Origin of the sequence: Arthrobacter sp. FW306-06-A, assembly GCF_021870055.1 — a bacterium.
Classification (GTDB): Bacteria; Actinomycetota; Actinomycetes; order Actinomycetales; family Micrococcaceae; genus Arthrobacter.
Genome location: NZ_CP084552.1, coordinates 3,789,506 through 3,803,841 on the forward strand (window position 1 = coordinate 3,789,506; position 14,336 = coordinate 3,803,841).

A 14,336-nucleotide genomic window follows, 5' to 3' on the forward strand; every position below is an offset into this window, starting at 1 on the left:
CAATCATGACAAAGGGGTACGACATTCTGGCTGTGAAGTGTTCAGCTCAGGCCTGCATCCCACTTTCCAGCAACTGCTCCAGCCCGCTCTTGAAACCCGCCCTGCCGCCATGCGCCGGATGCCGAATCTTGGGAACGGCCAAGCCGCTGCGTTGGAGGCTGTGCTGGGCCACGTTGCCCACGGCCACGATGGAGGTGGTGCCGAACAGTTCCGCCAATTCCTGCCAGAAGGGAGTCCCCAGCTTTGTCTCCGAAGGCTTGGGCGTGCGGTTGGACAAGGGCTTTCCTGGCTGGTGCGTGTGCCAGGGGAAAGCGCTCCACAGCAGTGGCACAGCCCCCACCTCTTCCAGCACCTGCCACAGCACCGTTGCCGTTGGCTCGGCAGCCACCCCTGCAGCTTCGGGCGGCAGCACGTACCCCTTGCCGGGGCCGAAAAGCCCGAAGCTGTTGGTGGGGCCTCCGAGGATAACCCGGTTGGTGAAGGGCACACCGGTGATCCGCATGCCCCGGAAACCGGGTGCCTCCCCTACCAGCAGCACCTTGGGCTGCCGGTCCAGCATCTCCTGCAGGTAGAGCTCCAGGTTGCGCCTGCGCAGCGCGTTCTCCGGGACTTCATGATTGAAGAAGTTAGTGCACGCCGGTCCGAGCTCCACGGCCGCAAGCCGCTGAACGAACGCAGAGATGCCGGGGGCCGTCATTCGGCGGACTTTTCGAGGACGGCAGCCAAACGCTCTGCTGCCGACGGATCGGCCCTGTGAAGGCGCGCTTTTCGAAGGTTCTCGCGTACGATCCAGCGCACGTCACGGTCCTGGCTGCGAGCCCACTTGGCGAGGTGTCCGAACCCAGTGACCGGTGCCGCGGCAACGGCAACGCTCCAGCAGTATCCAAGCCCCTGGCGCAGCACGCGGAATTGCTCCGACCGGCGGGATGCAGGATCCGTTCCTTCCACCACTCTGGTTATCCTGTCGAGGATCTCAACCGCTCTGGCGGCATCCTCCGGAGCACCCAGCAGCCGCGGTTCACAAATCCCGGCCGCAACGGCACGCTGCACGAGCGGCGCGTCGTCCGCCCATCGTTCCACCAGGGCCCACAAGGCGGGCATGTCCGCATCCCCCAGGCGCTGCAGGGCCATCGCTACCCCCTCGCGGACCCGCCAGCGGTCGTCTTCCGCCAGCGCCCGCAGGGTAGCGGCAGCATCAGAATCGCCCTCCACAAGCAGCCGGCCAAGACCAATAGCGCCGCACAGGGCAAGGTACTCGTCGGGGCTCCCGGCGCACAGCCGGACCAGGTCCGGCTCCGCTACATCGGCAAACGCCGCCGCCAGTTCCAGGTTGCCCCGGGGCCCAGGAAGCCCGGACTCAGCGGTCAGGTAGGCGGTCCACTCCCCGGGCGGAAGCAATTCCAGCACCGCCCGGTAATCCGACCGTTTGCCCATCGCTGAACTCCTTGCCGCCGGCGTGCCACCGAGCCGAGTGGGTAAGAAAGCCGCCCGGGGTCCCCGTGGCGAGCGAAGCGAGGCTTGGGGCAGGCGGCGAACGCTACCAGCGCGGGTGGATGGACTCGCGGAAGTAGTGGTCGTAGATCCAGCGGACCCCGTCGTCGAACTCCTTGCCCACGCTGACCGTGGCCGCGGCGGCATTGGCCCGTGCCTGATCCACGTTGCGTGCGCCGGGGATGACGGTAGTGACGCCGTCCTGGGCAGCAATCCAGGCGATGGCCGCCTGCGCCGTTGTAGCACCGGAAGGGACCAGCTGCTCGAACTCCTTCACGGCTTTCAGGCCCAGCTCGTAGTCCACGCCGGAGAAGGTCTCCCCAACGTCGAAGGCATCGCCCTGGCGGTTGTAGTTGCGGTGATCGTTCTCCGCGAAGGTGGTGTCCTTGGTGTACTTGCCGGAGAGCAGACCAGATGCCAGCGGCACGCGGGCGATGATGCCCACCCCTGCAGCCTTGGCGGCGGGCAGCACCTCGTCCAGCGGCTTGAGGCGGAAGGCGTTGAGGATGATCTGGACAGAGGCCGTTCCTTCATGCCGGATGGCTTCGAGGGCCTCGTCCGTCCGTTCCACACTGACGCCATAGTTGCGGATGGCACCTTCCGCCACCAGGGTGTCGAGGGCGTCGTAGACCTCGTTGTTGCTGTAGACCGGGGTGGGCGGGCAGTGCAGCTGGACCAGGTCCAGGGTGTCCATGCCCAGGTTCTTCCGAGAGCGGTCAACCCACTGGCGGAAGTTGGCCAGATTGTAGTTCTCCGGCCGCTGCTCCACCCGCCGGCCCATCTTGGTGGCAACCGTGACGCCGGAGCCCGGGTTGTCCGCCAGGAACTTCCCGATGGCCTGCTCACTCTTGCCGTCACCATAGACGTCCGCGGTGTCGAAGAGGGTAACTCCGGCCTCCACCGAGGCTGCGAGGATGGCCTGCGCCTGTGCCGGATCCACGTTTCCCCAGTCCGCACCGAGCTGCCAGGTACCCAGCCCCACGATGGAGACGTTCCGTCCGGTCTTGCCTAAAATCCGCTGTTCCATCCCCCGACTATATGCAACGATGCAACCCCGGGTCAGATCCGACCCCGGGTTGCATCCGCACCAGCGGAAGTATGACCCCGGCTGGCCTAGGAAGGCACACGCTCCAGCTTGGGCACCAGCCCGGCTTCCTTGAGCCCCAAATAGATCCGGTCGCGAGCGATGGGCAGGGACGCGAAGCGCACTCCGGTGGCATTCCGGAGTGCGTTGGCAAGCGCCGGCGCCACCGGATTGAACGGGCTTTCGCTCATCGATTTCGCCCCCAGCGGCCCCAGCTTGTCGTTGGTATCCGCGAAGTACACCTCGCTGCGAGGCACGTCCGCGAAAGTAGGAATGTGGTACTGCCGGAGGATGTCCGTGGTGACCTTGCCGGCGTCGTCCACTACGACTTCCTCATACAGCGTGGCACCCAAGGCCTGGGCAATCCCACCTTCGATCTGTCCGCGGCATTGCCGCGGGTTGACCACCACCCCCGCGTCGGCGGCCTGCACGCTTTGCAGGATCTTCAGCTCACCGGTGCCGCGGTTCACGGCCACCCGGAAGCCGTGCACGTTGAAGGCGACGGAACGCGGGGTACCGCCCCAGCGTCCCTCCGCGGCGAGTTCGACGCCGGCATCCGCGGCAGCCTGCGCCAGCTCAGCCAGTGCCACGGGAGTTCCGTCAACCACCACGGCATCGCCGTTGAGGACGCACGCGGACGCCTGCGTCTGCCGGATGCCGGCCGCGAAGGCGCGGATCCGGACTGCCAACTCTTCCGCAGCGGCGAGCGTGGCCTTTCCGGCCACCACCGTCCCTGCGGAGCCGAACGCGCCGGTATCGTGCTCCACCAGGTCCGTGTCCGACTGGCGCACCGCCACCCGGGACGCCTCCGTGGACAAGGCCGTGGCCGCCAGCTGCGCGTGCACCGTGGTTGTGCCGTTCCCAAACTCGGCGGTCCCGACGTCGGCCTGGTACGTTCCGTCCGGCAGGAGCCGGAGGCGGGAGTGGGCAAAGTGGCCGCGCGGGGGCACGGTGTCGATCATGGAGAGGGCGGCGCCCTCCCCCACCATCCAGTCCGGGCCAAGGTCGTCCAGGCCTGCATCCCGGTAGCGGGCCTTGCCGCGGTCCAGGGCGTCGCGGACCAGGTCAAGGCACTGGTCCAGTCCGTAGCTGCCGTAGTGGACGTCCTCTTCCGGATCCGGCTGGGTGGACAGCATGTGGTCTCCCTCGCGGACCATGTTCCGGCGGCGGAACTCCAGCGGATCCATGCCGATTCCGGCCGCCAGTTCATCCATGGCGGACTCGATGGCGAAGATCATCTGGCTGAGTCCGTAGCCGCGGAAGGCACCGGCCGGCACCGTGTTGGTGTACACCGAGTGCGCATCCACCTTCTTGTTGGCGCAGTTGTATACGGCCAGTGATTCGCCGCAACCGTGGAACATGACGCCAGGGCCGTGGTTGCCGTAAGCGCCGGTGTTGGTGACGACGTCCAGCTCCAGGGCCGTCAGCCTGCCTTCCCTGCTGGCACCGGCCTTCAGTTTGATCGTGAACGGGTGCCGGGTGGTGGTGGCGGTGAACTGCTCGGTGCGGGTCAGTTCCAGCTGGACCGGCCGCTTCAGTTTCAGGGCTGCGAGCGCCACGAGGTCCTCGGTGAGGACTTCCTGCTTGCCGCCGAACCCGCCGCCCACCCGGCCGGCCACCACGTGCACCTTGTCCTCATCCAGCCCGAACACCCGGCACAGCGTCCGCCGGACCAGGAACGGGACCTGGCTGGACGTGCGAACCTGCAGCCGGCCGTCGGCGTCCACCGAGGCGATGGCCGCGTGCGTCTCCAACGCCACGTGCTGCACCCGCTGGGTCTGGTAGGTCTGCTCGTGGATGAAATCGGCGGCAGCGAAGCCGTCGGCCACGTTTCCCAGCTCCGAGTGCAGCTCCGCCACCACGTTGCGGTCCGGCCGGCCAATTCGGGAGCGGGATGCATCCCTGTCCCCGTGCACCAGCGGTGCGCCCGGAAGCAGCGCGTCCTGCGGCGAAAAGACAGCAGGCAGCTCCTCATACTCCACGCGGAGCGCCCGGACGCCGGCTTCCGCAGCGCCGACGGATTCAGCCACGACGGCGGCAACCCGCTGGCCGCGGAACCTCACCACGTCATCGAGCACCCGGGTGTCATCCGGGTCGTCGGTAAAGAGCTCATGCTGCGCCGTTGAGAACAGCTGCTCCGGAGCGTCCTCGTGGGTGAAGACCGCCACGACGCCGGGAACCTGCAGCGTTGCCTCCTTGTCGATGGAGAGAACGCGGGCGTGGGCGTGCGGCGAGCGCAGGATCTTCAGGTGCAGCAGGGCCTGCTGCTGGTCCGTCGGCAGGTCCAAGGTGTAGCGGGCGGCGCCGGTAACCACTGCCCGGCTGGCCGGTGCGGGAACGTCGTCGCCCAACCGGCCCGGCTCCGGATCCGGCTGGCCTTCCCCCGCGATGCCGGAACCCGGTCCTTCGGGGGCGGGATGGCCGGCGTCCCCACAGACCGCATCGGCAATGGCGCGGTACCCGGTGCACCGGCAGAGGTTGCCCTTGAGGTTCCGGGGCAGGTTGTCCTCTTGTTCGTCGTCGAACGTTGCCGCCGTCATCACCATGCCCGCCGTGCAGAAGCCGCACTGGAACCCCTGGCGCTCCATGAACTGCTGCTGCACGGGGTGCAAGTCACCGTCGCCGCCACCTCCGGCCGCCGCCAGCCCCTCGATGGTGGTCACCGAGCGCCCCTCTGCCCGCACGGCCGGGTAGATGCAGCTGTGGACCGGTGTTCCGTCCACGTGCACGGTGCAGGCGCCGCAGTCGCCGCCGTCGCAGCCTTTCTTCACGCCGGTGTTACCCAGCTCCCGCAGGAAGGTGCGCAGGCACTGCCCGGGGCGCGGCGCCGTGCCGGCAGGGGTGCCGTTGATCTCGATGGCCATGCTTAGGCCCCTTTCGAAAGAGTGGTGCCGGGCCTTGCGGCCCGGGGCGGCCAGAAATCACCGGAAACAACGAGTCCCGGCGTCCCGTGGGGCGCGGCGAGTTCGGCCCGGATTTCTTCGGCAAGCCGGTAGGTCATGTCGCGGCGCCAGGCGGGCATGCCGTGGATGTCGTCGTGATAGAGCTCCGCCGGGATGGCATCGTCCAACGCAGCGGCCAGCCGGTCTGCATCCGGCACCCCGTCGAAACGCAGCTGTACGGGCCGCTTGGTGGCAGCGGTGACGGTGAGCACCAGGGAGGTGCCGCCGTCGAGCCTTCCGATGAGCAGCGCCCCGGACCGGCCCAGGTTGCTCAGCGACAGCCGGCGGAACGCCACCCGTGAGTTAAGGGCCGACGCCGGCAGGTGGATACTGCGGAGCAGCTCGCCGGGTGCCAGGCAGTTCGTGGCATCACCGGTGATGAACTCCGCCACCGGAACCTGCCGGCTGGCGCCGCCCGGGCCGAGGATGGTGGCCGTCCCCTCCATCCCGGCGCACAGCGAGATGATGGGCCCTGCGGGCAGGGAGGTGCAGAGGTTGCCGCCCACGGTGGACATGTTCCAGACCTTGAAGGAGGCCACGAAGGAATCGCAGCACGCCCGGACGAGGTCCAGCGCCGGCCAGCTGCGGTCCGCCACAGCCGGCGACACCGGAAGGTTGTACAGCTCCGCGATGGTGCACGTGGCGGCCAGCTCGATGCCGTCATCGGTGACGGTGACGGGCGTCCAGCCGGCGTCGCCGAGGTCCAGGAGCCGGGTGAGAGGCTGGGGCCCAAAGGCGTAGCTGCCGTAGGAGAACAGGACCGTGCCGCCGGCAAGCCAGGCATCGCCTTCGCGCCATTGCGCGGGGTCGGTGGTGCGGACCACCGCCTCGATGGTGTTCATGTCCATGCGATCTCCTGCTTGGTAAGGTCTGCGGCTGCCGGGGCAGCCGGGTGATGGTGGATGGCCCCGGAAGTTTCCCGCAACGGCATGCCGCTGGCAGCGCGGTTCCGGGCGGCAATCAGTTCCGCAGTCACGGACACCGCCACTTCGGCGGGAGTGACGGCGCCGAGGTCCAGGCCGATGGGTGAATGCAGTTGGGCAATCCGTTCCGGCGGAACGCCTGCGTTGAGGAGCTCATCCACCCGCTGGAGGTGGCTCCGGCGCGAGCCCATGGCGCCCACATAGGCGAGGTCCAGGGCCAGCGCGACCTCCAGCAGCGGAATGTCGAACTTGGGGTCGTGGGTCAGGACTGCGGCCACGGTACGGGGGTCCAGCCTGCCTGCCGCGGCTTCCGCCGCCAGGTACCGGTGCGGCCAGTCCGTCACCACCTGGTCGGCAGCGGCGAACCGGGGCTGCGACGCGAAGGCCGGGCGGGCATCGACCAGGGTCACGTAGTAGCCCAGCAGCTTGGCTGCCGGGACCAGCGCGGCACCGAAATCGTTGGCGCCGAACACCAGCATCCGCGGCGGGGCCAGCCGGGACTCCACCAGGACAGCCAGCTCTTCGCCCGGGCGCCCGTGCCCGCTCCGGTCCGGTGGACATTCCCGGTGCCCTGCCTGGCGGACCAGCCCGGTGCCGCCGCTGCGCACCATCGCTTCCACCTGCAGGGCGGGCTCCCCCTGCAGCAGCGCTGCCAGCTCCGGGTGGGCGGCCAGGCGGAAGGCGGCGGGATCGGAAAGGACGACGGCGGCGCTTCCCGGGCTACCCAGGAGCCGTACCAGCGCTACGGGTTGGTCCGGGCCGAGGGCAGCAAGCTGCAGCAGGGCAGCGCGCAGCGGATCCCTGGCAGCACCGGTCCCGGCGGGCACCGGCTGGATGTGAATGGCCAGTTCTCCCCCGCAGGTGAGTCCGGCGGCGAAGGCGTCGTCGGAACTGAAGCCGAACGTCTCGTGGCGCGGGACGCCGTCGTCCGTTGCCTCCTGGGCGAGCGCCACCACGGCGCCTTCCACACAGCCGCCGGAGAGGCTGCCCAGGACATCGCCGGATTCGGTGACCAGCATGGAGGTCCCCACCGGGCGCGGCACCGATCCGGTGGCGGCCAGGATGGTGGCCACGGCGAACTGTCGGCCTGCCAGCCTGCGCGTCCAGGGGCCAAGTGAAGGGATCAGGTCAAGCATGGCGGCGCTCCTTCTTCCGCGGCGGTGGTGTCCATTGTCGGTCCTGCAAGAGGCCGGGCCAAGGGCTGGCCCGACCCCTTGGGTGGTGGGGCAAGATCAGCCGCCGAGCAGGTGGTTGATCGGCCCGCGGGCGAAGTACACCAGGAACCCCGCGCTCACCACCCACATGAGCGGATGGATCTTCTTCGCCTTGCCGGATGCCGCCCCGATGACGGCCCAGCTCACGAAGCCCACCCCGATGCCGTTGGCGATGGAGTAGCTCAGCGGCATGGTCACGATGGTGAGGAACGCCGGCAGGGCCACGGTGAACTTGGTGAACTTGATCTCGCGGATCTGCGCCATCATCATGGCGCCCACCACCACCAGTGCGGCGGCGGCAACCTCGAGCGGCACCACGCTGGTGAGCGGGGTGAGGAACATCGAGCCCAGGAACAGCGCGCCGGTGACCACCGAAGCCAAACCGGTCCGGGCGCCCTCGCCGATGCCGGCTGCGGAGTCGATGTACACGGTGTTGGAGGAGCCGGAGGTGGCCCCGCCCGCCACGGCACCGAAGCCTTCCACGATGAAGGCCGACTTCAGCCGGGGGAATGTGCCGTCCTTGTGGGCGACGCCGGCGCTTTTGGCCAGGCCGGTCATGGTTCCCATGGCGTCGAAGAAGTTGGTGAACACCAGTGTGAAGACCAGCATGGTGGCTGCGAGTCCGCCGATCCTGGCGAAGGAGCCGAAGAGGTCGAACTGGCCCACCAGGCCCAGGTCCGGCGCCGAAACCAGCTGGCCGGACAGGACGGGGGTGTTCAGGTGCCAGCCGCCGGGGTTGGTAGCGCTGGCGGGGCCGATCTTCATGATGGCTTCCACGACGGCGGCCAGCACGGTGGTGCCCACGATGCCGATGAGCAGGCCGCCCTGGACCTTGCGCGCCACCAGGATGCCCATGGCCAGGAGTCCGACGACGAACACGAGCGTGGGCACTGAGGTGATGGAGCCGCCGTCGCCCAGCTGGACGGGTGGACCGCCGGCGGTGGGCCGGACGAAGCCGGAGTCCACGAAGCCGATGAAGGCGATGAACAGCCCGATGCCGACAGTGATCGCGGCTTTCAGCTCCTTGGGCACCGCCCGGAAGATGGCCGTCCGGGCGCCGGTGACGCCGAACAACACGATAAGGATGCCGTTGATCACCACCAGGCCCATGGCCTCGGGCCACGTGACTTCGTGAATCACCGAGACGGCCAGGAAGGAGTTGATGCCAAGCCCGGCGGCAAGACCGAAGGGCAGGTTGGCGATAAGGCCGAAGAGGATGGTCATGACGCCGGCGGTGAGGCCGGTGACGGCGCCCACCTGGGCGGCGGAGAGCCAACCGCCGGCAACATCGGTGGGGGCGTTGTCAGCGCTGAACCCGCCCAGGATGAGGGGGTTGAGGATGACGATGTACGCCATGGTGAAGAAGGTGACCAGGCCGCCGCGGAACTCGCGGGCAACGGTGGAGCCGCGCCGGGTGATCTGGAAGAAGCGGTCCAGGAAGGATTCCGGTGCCGGCGGTCGGGGTGTTCCGGTTGCCTGCGTGGAAGTGCGCGGCGCCCGCCGGATCGTGCTGGTGCTTGGAGCCGAATGCTCCTCGTGGGAATGGTCCAGGATGGTCATCGAAGCCGCCGGGCCTAGTAGTCGATCCTGGATTCGAGCGTGTTCCAGGTGTTGAACGGCTCCAGCGGCGCCGGGGCCTGGGGATCGCCCAGCTCCAGCTTGGAGACCGGCATCAGGGAATCCCTGTCCTGGTTTTCGAAGTATTCGTAGAACAGGGCGTCGTCAAAACCGACGGATGCGGCGTCATGCCGGTCGGCGGCGTAGACAACGCGGCTTACCCGGGCCCAGAGCGCGGAGGCCAGGCACATGGGGCAGGGCTCGCAGCTGGTGTAGAGGGTTGCGCCGCTGAGGTCGAAGGTGCCCAATTCGCGGCAGGCAGTGCGGATGGCGGTAACTTCGGCGTGCGCGGTGGGATCGTTATCCGCGGTGACACGGTTGACGCCGTCGAACGCCTGCCCGTCCGCCGTGACGATCATGGCGCCGAACGGGCCCCCGCTGTTGAGGACATTGGCCGTTGCCAGCCGGATGGAGCGGGCCAAAAACTGTTCGGCCGTGACGGTGGTACTCATGATGCGACTTCCTTTTGCCGGGAAGCCTGTTGCCGCGCAGGACCAGTAAAACCAGGTGCGAACGGTTACCAGGCTTCAGCATGTGCTGTGAAGGTTAAGTTGCGCCTGGTAGATAGCTTCCCGGGTTCGGGTGCCCGCCTTTGGCAGAATTGAGATTAGCACCCGTTTGTGGGCCACGCCATACTTTTCTGGAAATTCATTTTCGCTATGTGAAATGCATGTTGCCGACTCTTCACGGCTCCTCCCGGCGCCGCGGTCACAAAAAGCCACGTTGACGCACGTCAGCCGATTTCCCTACGCTGAACCCACCCGCCCTGCCTCCAGGCGCGGCACCTGGATCAGCAGACAGGGCCTCACTGAGCTGGACTTACCGCATCCGCCTTCGGCTCAGACAAGGACAGCCATGACCGCTCCCTCCCCTGCACCCGTATCCCGCTTATGGATCCGCAATCCGCTCGCAGCTTTCACCGCCAATGACCTCGACGCAACAGGCGGCCTGGTGGTCAGCGGCGGCGTCATCACCGAGGTCCTGGCCGCGGGCGAGCAGCCGTCCGCGCCCTGCACCGGGACCTTCGACGCAGGCAACCACGTGCTGCTGCCCGGCCTGATCAACACGCACCACCACTTCTACCAAACCCTCACGCGGGCCTGGGGGCCGGTGGCCAACACCCCGCTGTTCCCCTGGCTGCAGAACCTGTACCCCGTGTGGGCCCGGCTCACGCCGAAGGACCTGGAACTGGCAGCAACAGTGGCACTGGCCGAGCTGCTGCTTTCCGGCTGCACCACTGCCGCCGACCACCACTACCTCTTCCCCGCGGGCCTTGAGGATGCCGTGGACATCGAGGTTGAGGCGGTACGGCGGCTCGGCATGCGGGCCACGCTCACCCGTGGCTCCATGACCCTGGGGACGGACGACGGCGGCCTGCCGCCACAGTCCACCGTGCAGCATCCGGAGGTGGTGCTGGCGGACAGCGAGCGCTTGGTGGGCCAGTACCACGAGCGCGGGGTTGACGCGGTGATCCAGATCGCACTGGCCCCCTGCTCACCGTTCTCGGTGACGAAGGAGATCATGGCTGAAAGCGCGGCCCTCGCGGAGCGGCTGGACGTTCGGCTGCACACGCACCTGGCCGAGACCCTGGAGGAGGAGGACTTCTGCCGGGAGATGTTCGGCCTGCGGACCGTGGACTACCTGGACAGCGTTGGCTGGCTGACGGACCGCACCTGGCTGGGGCACGGAATCCACTTCAGCGATGCGGAGATCACCCGCCTCGGTGCAGCGGGGACCGGCGTCGCGCATTGCCCCACCTCCAACATGCGCCTGGCCTCCGGGACTGCCCGGGTCCTGGAACTGGAGGACGCCGGCGTCCCGGTGGGTCTGGGGGTGGACGGTTCGGCGTCGAACGATGCCTCCAACATGATCCTGGAAGCGCGGCAGGCCCTCTACCTCCAGCGGCTGCGCTATGGGGCTGACGTGCCGGTGGAACGGGCGCTGGGCTGGGCCACCCGGGGGTCCGCGGCAGTCCTTGGACGGCGCGGCCTGGGGCAGCTGGCACCTGGCATGCAGGCCGACCTGGCGCTGTTTCGACTTGACGACCTCCGCTTTTCCGGCAGCCATGACCCCGTCGCAGCCCTCCTCCTCTGCGCCGCCGACCGGGCGGACCGGGTGATGGTGGGCGGGCAGTGGCGGGTGGTGGACGGGCAGATCCCCGGGCTGGATGTGGTCGGCCTCATCGCCGGACACGCCGCAGCGGCAAAGAGGCTGGTCAACGGCTGACAGGCGTCCGGCCCGCTGCTAGCGTGGCGCCATGACACCGTCAAAGACGCCACCCGAGGTTCTGGACATCGATGGGATCGAAGTGCGGATCTCCAGCCCGGACAAAGTGGTGTTCCCGGAGCCAGGGCTGACCAAACTGGACCTGGTCCAGTACTACCTGTCGGTGGCGGACGGCGCGCTGAGGGGTGCGGGCGGCAGGCCCATGGTGCTCAAGCGGTTCCCCAAAGGCATCGATGCCGAGCCATTCTTCCAGAAGCGCGTGCCGGAAAACCACCCGCCGTTCATCGACACCACCATGCTGCACTACGCGTCCGGAACATCGGCGGAGGAAGCGGTGATCCGGGATGCCGCCGGTCTGGCATGGGTCATCAACCTCGGCTGCCTGGACCTGAATCCGCATCCGGTCCGCGCGGAGGACCTTGAACACCCGGACGAGCTGCGGGTGGACCTCGACCCCATGCCGGGGGTGGACTGGTCGCAGATCGTGGACGTCGCATACGTGGCGCAGGAGGTGCTGGACGACGCAGGCCTGGTGGGGTGGCCGAAGACGAGCGGTTCGCGCGGGCTGCATATCCTGGTGCGCATTGCTCCCGAGTGGTCCTACAAGGACGTCCGGCTCGCTGCCGAAACCCTGGCGCGGGAGGTGGAGAACCGCGCTCCCGGACTGGCCACCGCACGGTGGTGGAAGGAGGAGCGCGGCGAGAGCGTCTTCGTGGACTTCAACCAAAACGCCAAGGACCGCACCGTGGCCTCCGCCTACTCGGTGAGGCCGTTGCCGGATGCCCGGGTTTCGACGCCGCTGACGTGGGACGAGATGCGCACCGCCAGGCCTGAGCAGTTCAATATGCGCACGGTCCTCGAACGGTACGCGCAGATCGGTGATCCGCATTCCGAAATTGACGGCGCTGCGGGCAGGCTGGATGGGCTCCTGGCCCTTGCCAAGGAGCTGGGCCCCGCCGAAAAGGCCCCCCGGGCGGGGAACGGGTCCGGGCGCCGGCAGTCCACGATGCCGTTGATCGAGGTGGCCCGCACCAAGACCAAGCCAGAGGCCCTCGCGGCCCTCGACGAATGGAAAACCCGGCACGCCGCCGTCGTCAATTCCCTGCAGCCGGCTGATGTCCTGGTCGACGGGATGCGCGGGTCCAGCTCGCTTTGGTACCGGGTGCGGGTGAACCTGCAGCATGTTCCCGAAGACGAACGCCCGGCGCAGGAGAAGCTCATAGCCGACTATGATCCCTGGGCCGGAAAGCAGTGGCCGGGGCGGGAGTAGCCGGAACTCCCTGCTGGTCTTAGCGCCGCCCGAATCCAGGGAGGGCGGAAATCCACCGCGAAAAGCGGCCGGGTTCGTGGACGCGGTCCTCCGGAACGAAGAAGTCCGGGTCCGTACCGCCGCCGAGGGGAAGGTAGAACTCCTGGACTGCTGACGGTGCGGCTGGCTGTGGCGCGACCGGGGTCCTGTCCTGCTGGTACATCGAAGCCTCCTATTTTTCATAGTACGAAAATTTGTTTCTGCTTTATGAAATTCTAGAACTGGGTTGGCCGGGGGGTCAATAGCCCCTGCCGAGGCCCAAGTGCCTAGTCCGGTCACAAACCGAATTTTGCACCTGTGATGTACACCACCGCCATTGCGGGGTACGCTGTTGTGCAACTCGTGGCGCACGTCACGTAACCTGGGAGCAGCAGGCAGGGTCGTAATGAGCTGGCATCAACGGATGCCGGCTCTTTTTTGTTGGGTCGGCTCCATCGGAAACGCGCATGAAACGCGCGCTTAATTTCAGTGATGGAACCTAGGTTCCACTTACCGGAAGTTGGGAAAAGACCATGAGCAGCAAGATCATCCTCGGCGAAAACCAGTACGGCAAGGCAGAAGTCCGCGTCGTCAAGATCACCCGGGACACGAACCGCCACGAGATCGAAGACCTGAACGTCACCTCGCAACTGCGGGGCGACTTCGCCGCGGCCCACCTTGAGGGCGACAACGCCCACGTGGTGGCCACCGACACCCAGAAGAACACCATCTACGCCTTTGCCCGTGAGGGCATCGGGTCACCGGAACAGTTCCTGCTGCGCCTCGGTGAGCACTTCACCTCCAGCTTCGACTGGGTCACCGGCGGACGCTGGGAAGCCGAGTCTTACGCCTGGAACCGGATCCAGGCCCACGGCAGCGAACACGACCACTCCTTCGTCCGCAATGGCCAGGAAGTCCGGACCGCCGTCCTGGTCCGAGACGGTGCCACGAGCCACCTGATCTCCGGACTCAAGGACCTGACCGTCCTCAAGTCCACCCAGTCAGGATTCGTCGGCTACCCCCGGGACCGCTACACCACGCTGCCCGAGACCACCGACCGCATCCTCGCCACGGACGTTTCAGCCCGGTGGCGCTTCAAGACCGGCACCGATTTCAGCACGCTGGACTTCAACAAGAGCTACGACGACGTCAAGGGCCTCCTGCTGGAAGGCTTCACCGAGAAGTACTCCCACGCCCTCCAGCAGACCCTGTTCGACATGGGCACCAAGGTGCTTGAAGCACACAGCGAAATCGATGAGATCAAGTTCTCCATGCCCAACAAGCACCACTTCCTGGTGGACCTCTCACCGTTCGGCCTCGACAACCCCAACGAGGTCTTCTTCGCGGCGGACCGCCCCTACGGCCTGATCGAGGCCACCGTCCAGCGCGACGACGCGGCCCCGGCTCCCACCGCCTGGTCGGGCATCGCGGGCTTCTGCTAAATCCCGGATTCACCATCGACGGGCTCAGCTACCTGGTTGGGCCCGTCGTCACCCCCACAGATTCACCTGTTAGCCAGACACCAGTTAGCCAGACGATGACGTCTGCCAT

Annotated in this window: 12 protein-coding genes; 3 read left to right on the forward strand and 9 right to left on the reverse strand. The window is 67.3% G+C overall.

The features are described 5' to 3' along the window. Positions 1–46: 46 nt before the first annotated feature. From LFT49_RS17705 to LFT49_RS17740, 8 genes are all read right to left on the reverse strand, one after another. Entirely contained in the window at positions 47–697 is a 651-nt protein-coding gene (locus LFT49_RS17705; RefSeq protein ID WP_237428941.1) for a uracil-DNA glycosylase, read from the reverse strand. Beyond that, entirely contained in the window at positions 694–1,434 is a 741-nt protein-coding gene (locus tag LFT49_RS17710; RefSeq protein ID WP_237428942.1) for a HEAT repeat domain-containing protein, read from the reverse strand. The genes LFT49_RS17705 and LFT49_RS17710 overlap by 4 nt, the downstream gene beginning before the upstream one ends. A 103-nt stretch (positions 1,435–1,537) precedes the next feature. Then, a complete protein-coding gene (locus LFT49_RS17715) occupies positions 1,538–2,518 on the reverse strand; it encodes an aldo/keto reductase (protein ID WP_236799619.1) in 981 nt (326 codons plus the stop codon). An 86-nt stretch (positions 2,519–2,604) separates the two neighbouring features. Next, the gene (locus LFT49_RS17720) at positions 2,605–5,439 is read right to left on the reverse strand and encodes a molybdopterin-dependent oxidoreductase (protein ID WP_236799620.1); all 2,835 of its coding nucleotides are present in this window, start codon (positions 5,437–5,439) and stop codon (positions 2,605–2,607) included. Positions 5,440–5,441: 2 nt separating this feature from the next. Further along, on the reverse strand, positions 5,442–6,365 hold the full coding sequence (locus tag LFT49_RS17725; protein ID WP_236799621.1) for an FAD binding domain-containing protein: 924 nt from the start codon (positions 6,363–6,365) through the stop codon (positions 5,442–5,444). Beyond that, positions 6,356–7,576, reverse strand: coding sequence for an XdhC family protein (locus LFT49_RS17730; RefSeq protein ID WP_237428943.1), 1,221 nt, complete (start codon positions 7,574–7,576; stop codon positions 6,356–6,358). The genes LFT49_RS17725 and LFT49_RS17730 overlap by 10 nt, the downstream gene beginning before the upstream one ends. Positions 7,577–7,672: 96 nt before the next feature. Then, positions 7,673–9,214, reverse strand: a complete 1,542-nt coding sequence (locus LFT49_RS17735; RefSeq protein WP_236820476.1) for an NCS2 family permease — start codon at positions 9,212–9,214, stop codon at positions 7,673–7,675. Positions 9,215–9,228: 14 nt separating this feature from the next. Then, positions 9,229–9,723 carry a nucleoside deaminase gene (locus LFT49_RS17740; RefSeq protein ID WP_236799624.1) on the reverse strand — a complete coding sequence of 165 codons (495 nt, stop codon included), beginning with the start codon at positions 9,721–9,723 and terminating at the stop codon, positions 9,229–9,231. 403 nt (positions 9,724–10,126) lie between these two features. On the opposite strand from LFT49_RS17740, the gene LFT49_RS17745 reads away from it, so the two are divergent. Both LFT49_RS17745 and ligD read left to right on the forward strand, forming a co-directional pair. After that, on the forward strand, positions 10,127–11,497 hold the full coding sequence (locus LFT49_RS17745) for an 8-oxoguanine deaminase (protein WP_237428944.1): 1,371 nt from the start codon (positions 10,127–10,129) through the stop codon (positions 11,495–11,497). A gap of 31 nt (positions 11,498–11,528) precedes the next feature. Then, entirely contained in the window at positions 11,529–12,767 is a 1,239-nt protein-coding gene (gene ligD, locus LFT49_RS17750; protein ID WP_237428945.1) for a non-homologous end-joining DNA ligase, read from the forward strand. A gap of 19 nt (positions 12,768–12,786) precedes the next feature. On the opposite strand, the gene LFT49_RS17755 is transcribed toward ligD, so the two are convergent. Next, positions 12,787–12,969, reverse strand: a complete 183-nt coding sequence (locus tag LFT49_RS17755; protein WP_236799627.1) for a hypothetical protein — start codon at positions 12,967–12,969, stop codon at positions 12,787–12,789. A gap of 349 nt (positions 12,970–13,318) precedes the next feature. Here LFT49_RS17755 and pucL point away from each other — a divergent pair, with 349 nt between their 5' ends. Next, entirely contained in the window at positions 13,319–14,227 is a 909-nt protein-coding gene (pucL, locus tag LFT49_RS17760; RefSeq protein WP_236799628.1) for a factor-independent urate hydroxylase, read from the forward strand. Positions 14,228–14,336: the final 109 nt, after the last annotated feature.